This window comes from Dyella sp., from assembly GCF_036568765.1.
In the GTDB taxonomy this organism is placed as follows: Bacteria; Pseudomonadota; Gammaproteobacteria; order Xanthomonadales; family Rhodanobacteraceae; genus GSA-30.
In genome coordinates this window covers 1-3,806 of sequence record NZ_DATCRY010000100.1, presented here as the reverse complement: position 1 = coordinate 3,806, position 3,806 = coordinate 1, and the positions used below count along the sequence as shown (strand labels likewise).

At 61.9% G+C, this 3,806-nt stretch carries 5 protein-coding genes and 1 pseudogene; all 6 read right to left on the bottom strand.

Annotated elements, in window-relative coordinates; translation table 11 throughout:
• Positions 1-325: TonB-dependent receptor plug domain-containing protein (locus tag VIM98_RS07420; RefSeq protein ID WP_331992464.1), on the bottom strand; the 325-nt coding region annotated here is incomplete at its 3' end.
• Positions 326-611: 286 nt separating this feature from the next.
• On the bottom strand, positions 612-1,118 hold the full coding sequence (locus VIM98_RS07415; protein WP_331992463.1) for a DUF1993 domain-containing protein: 507 nt from the start codon (positions 1,116-1,118) through the stop codon (positions 612-614).
• Positions 1,115-2,425 (bottom strand): TCR/Tet family MFS transporter, encoded by a 1,311-nt coding sequence (locus VIM98_RS07410; RefSeq protein ID WP_331992462.1) that lies wholly within the window; start codon positions 2,423-2,425, stop codon positions 1,115-1,117. The genes VIM98_RS07415 and VIM98_RS07410 overlap by 4 nt, the downstream gene beginning before the upstream one ends.
• A 96-nt stretch (positions 2,426-2,521) precedes the next feature.
• A complete protein-coding gene (locus tag VIM98_RS07405) occupies positions 2,522-2,836 on the bottom strand; it encodes an EF-hand domain-containing protein (protein ID WP_414650201.1) in 315 nt (104 codons plus the stop codon).
• Positions 2,837-2,856: 20 nt separating this feature from the next.
• The gene (folE, locus tag VIM98_RS07400; RefSeq protein ID WP_331992461.1) at positions 2,857-3,456 is read right to left on the bottom strand and encodes a GTP cyclohydrolase I FolE; all 600 of its coding nucleotides are present in this window, start codon (positions 3,454-3,456) and stop codon (positions 2,857-2,859) included.
• Between the two features lie 85 nt (positions 3,457-3,541).
• Positions 3,542-3,806: pseudogene (locus VIM98_RS07395) on the bottom strand (hypothetical protein); the annotation flags it as partial.

The window sequence follows — 3,806 nt, the reverse complement described above, 5'->3', positions numbered from 1 at the left end:
ATTGTACGCCCGCCGTGCCGATGTACTGGGTGGAATTGCCCATCGTGAAGGTCGTGGCCAGCTGTGGCATCGTGGTCAGCAAGTCGCCGACGTTGACCGCTCCGGTTGCCTTGATGTCATCGGCAGTCATGGTGCTGACCGGTGTAGGTGTAATCACATTGGGATTGGATAGGCGCGTGCCGGTCACGGTGACCGACTGCAGGTTCGTCGGCGCAATGTCCACGGCTGTGTGTTCTTGCGCGAACACAGTCGTGCTGCACAGTGCGGCCAGGCAGGCGATCGCCAATCGATTGCGAGGGACGGGGCTAGCTCCGTAGCGTTTCACAGTGTTCTCCATGCGCCCCGGCTGTGACCGGATGGATCACGGGCGTCGAGGCATTCCCTAGGTAAGTGCGATGCCGGGCTTGCCGGCTTGCGTCGTATTCCCTTATTGGCGCCGCAAGTCTCTGCTTGCGCGCGCTGTTTATCTGAACTTCATAAAGCCTTAAGGGCAATGAAACTATTCCGAAAAGTTGGTTTTATCGTCGAGAAGTCGGCTCATTTCGCATGGAACGTAGGGCAAAAAAAACGCCGCCCGAAGGCGGCGTTCGATGGGTGCCGAGGCTTGGGACTCAGGCTTTGCCGATGAAATCGTTCTTGCCGATTTCCGCACCGCTGACGCGCAGAATGGCGTAGGCGGTAGTGCAATGGAAAAACACATTCGGCAGCACGAAGTGCAGCAGATACGCATCGCCTTCGAAGTGCTGCTCGCCGCTGCGCGTCGGCAGAACGATCTTGCGCGTCTCGCTGCCGTCGATCTGTTCGGGTTTGAACGACTTGATGTATTCGACGGCGCGTTCGATGCGGTCATGCAACTGAGCGAAGGTGGTTTCGTTGTCTTCGAACTTCAGCGGATCGACGCCGGCCAGGCGCGCAGTCGCGTTCTTGGCCATGTCTGTGGCGATCTGCACCTGGCGCGCCAGCGGCAGCATGTCCGGAATCAGGCGCGTCTGCAGGATCACCTCGTCGGCGACTTTCTTGGTGGCAGCATGCTCGGCACCCTTTTTCAATACGTGGCTGAGATTGCTCAGTGCGCGCAGGAAGACAGGAACAGAGGCCTGGTACATCGATAAGGTCATGGGTGTGGCTCCGAGGGAGGTAGGGACGTGCTGGATAGAACGCTGTCTTCGCTCGCCGGTTGGACATGCCTGGGCACGTGGCGGGTGGCGAGGACGGCGATGACGGTGCCCGCCGCCAGCAATGCGGCGGCGAGCACGAAAGCCAAGCCGGGCAGGTGCAGCGGCGATGTCGGACTGATCGAGAAGGCAAATACTTGCGCGAACAGATACGGTCCAAAGATTCCGGCGAAGCTGCCCAGGCTGCTGATCGCGCCTTGCAGGCGGCCCTGTTCGGTAGGGTCGACCTCATGTGTCATGATCGATTGCACGGGTGGCCCGGACAGGCTCCATAGGGCCAGCAGCGGGATACCGAGGAGAAAGACCCAACCGGTGGCGGCAAAGCCCATCACGGCAAAGGCAACGATGCCAAACAACATGCCGGCGATCAGCACCTTGCGCTCGCCCACGCGTGCTGTAAGGCGCCCGGTAAGAAAGGTCTGTACCGAGCCGTCGCACACACCGACCAGCATCAGCACGTAGCCAACGGCTTGCGGACCCCATTGATAGCGGTAGTCGGCGTAAAGCACGAAAGTGGTCTGCAGTACGTAGTGCGCCAGGTACACCAGGAACATCACGATTGCCAGGCGCAGCACACGTGGATAGCGTGCCAGCAGTTTGAGTGCGCCGAGCGGATGAGCGCTGTGCACCTCGAAGCGCTTGGTGCGGCGTTCCTTCGGCAGCGATTCGGGCAGCACGAAGCAGCCATAGAGAAAGTTGCAGATGGCCAGGCCCGCGGCGACCCAGAAGGGCAGGCGCAAGGAGATATCGCCGAGGAAGCCGCCGAGGCCCGGACCCAGGATAAAGCCCAGCCCGAACGCGCCGCCGAGCATGCCGTACGCTGCCGCGCGGTTCTCCTTGGTGGTGATATCGGCGATATAAGCATTGGCGGTGGAGAAACTCGCCGCGGTCATGCCCAACAGAATACGCGCGACGAACAGCAGCCACAGCGATGGTGCCAGCGCCAGCACGACAAAATCGATCGCCAGGCCGAGGTTGGAGATCAGGATCACCGGACGGCGTCCGAAGCGATCGCTCAGCGCGCCTTGGACAGGCGAAAATGCAAACTGCACGATGGCAAACACTGTGCTGAAGACGCCGACCCACCACGCCGCATTGGCGATACCGCCCCCCGCCAGTTGTTCGATCAAGTGCGGCAGCACCGGAATGACGATGCCAAAGGCCAGCATGTCCAGCACGACCGTGACAAAAATAAAGGCCACCGCGGCGCGGCGGCGCGGTTCGGTCAACGAAGTGACAGGCTGTTCCATGGGGCTCGCGAGCGAAAGGGAAAACGCGGACGACGAACGCCCACGATAACGCAAAACCATGACCGGACAGTACGTCTGGATCGCTTTGGATGGACTTCAGGCTTGCGGCGGCGCGGCAAGCTCCCTGGCGTTGAGGCAGCCGTCGCCATTGCGGTCCAGCTTGCGAAACTGGCGGCGCAGATTGTCCTGGTAGCGCTCCAAGCCGATAGCGCGACCATGTCCGCCTGGCAGTTCTTCCGGTTCCAGGACGCCGTCGCCGTTAGTGTCCATGCGGCGGAAGCCGGCACTCATGTAGTCGACATATTCGGCCTGGCTGACTTTGCCGTCGCCATTGGCGTCCATCTGGCGCAGGTACTCTGTCGGCGTACGCGGAAAATCTTGCGCCATGACCAGGCACGGCAGCCACAGCATGGCCGCCGCGAGGCGGCGCATCAGCGCACGCCGCCGTGGATACCGATGAATTGCAGGAATTCGGCGCGGGTGCGTGCGTCGTCGCGGAAAGCACCGAGCATCTGGCTGGTGATCATCGATACGCCGCGCTTATGCACGCCGCGGGTGGTCATGCATTCGTGACTGGCATCGACCACGACCGCGACACCGGCTGGATGCAGGTTTTCCTGGATGCACTGGGCGATCTGTGCGGTCAGCTTTTCCTGCACCTGGAAACGACGGGCATAGGCATCCACCACACGTGCGAGCTTGCTGATGCCAACCACGCGGTTGGTCGGCAGATAACCGACATGGGCGCGGCCGATGATCGGCGCCATATGGTGCTCGCAATGGCTTTCGAACTCGATATCCCGCAGTACGACCATTTCGTCGTAGCCCGCCACTTCCTCGAAGGTGCGGCGCAGGTACTCGCCCGGATCGATCTGGTAGCCGCTGAACCAGTCGCGATAGGCCTTGACCACGCGCTTGGGTGTATCGAGCAGGCCTTCCCGGTTCGGATCCTCGCCTGACCAGCGCAACAGGATGCGTACGGCCTCTTCGGCTTGTTCAGGCGTGACTTCGCGGTTATCGGGGGCGCTCATGCGTAGGAGTCCGGTATGTGCTGACTAAAACGAAGTGTAGCGCCGAGACGCCGGCCGGACACGTTGGTGGCGGCTTAGCCGGTTTTCAAGGATCGGGTACGAAATGGCCGGGGAAGGGCAATGGTTGGCGAGGCCCGGTTGTCGGGATCGCGCCTTGCGCGATCAGCCTGGCGCGCGTGTCGTAGTAGATAGCGATGACTTCTTCGGGGGTATCGCTGGCACGATCGAAATCGACCGTCTGCACCACGGACGTTTCGCGCTGGCCATGCCCCGTGCCCAAGGGGCCGCCGGTCGCCTTGGCGGCTCGTTGAGCCCTGGCGCTATCGGCGGCGGGCGCGGAAGGCGTGGGC

What these genes read in the sequence shown, in the direction of transcription:
- VIM98_RS07405 (WP_414650201.1), bottom strand. Translation starts at nt 2,836, where the DNA reads ATGCTGTGGCTGCCGTGCCTGGTCATGGCGCAAGATTTTCCGCGTACG.
- VIM98_RS07415 (WP_331992463.1), bottom strand. Translation starts at nt 1,118, where the DNA reads ATGACCTTATCGATGTACCAGGCCTCTGTTCCTGTCTTCCTGCGCGCA.
- folE (WP_331992461.1), bottom strand. Translation starts at nt 3,456, where the DNA reads ATGAGCGCCCCCGATAACCGCGAAGTCACGCCTGAACAAGCCGAAGAG.
- VIM98_RS07410 (WP_331992462.1), bottom strand. Translation starts at nt 2,425, where the DNA reads ATGGAACAGCCTGTCACTTCGTTGACCGAACCGCGCCGCCGCGCCGCG.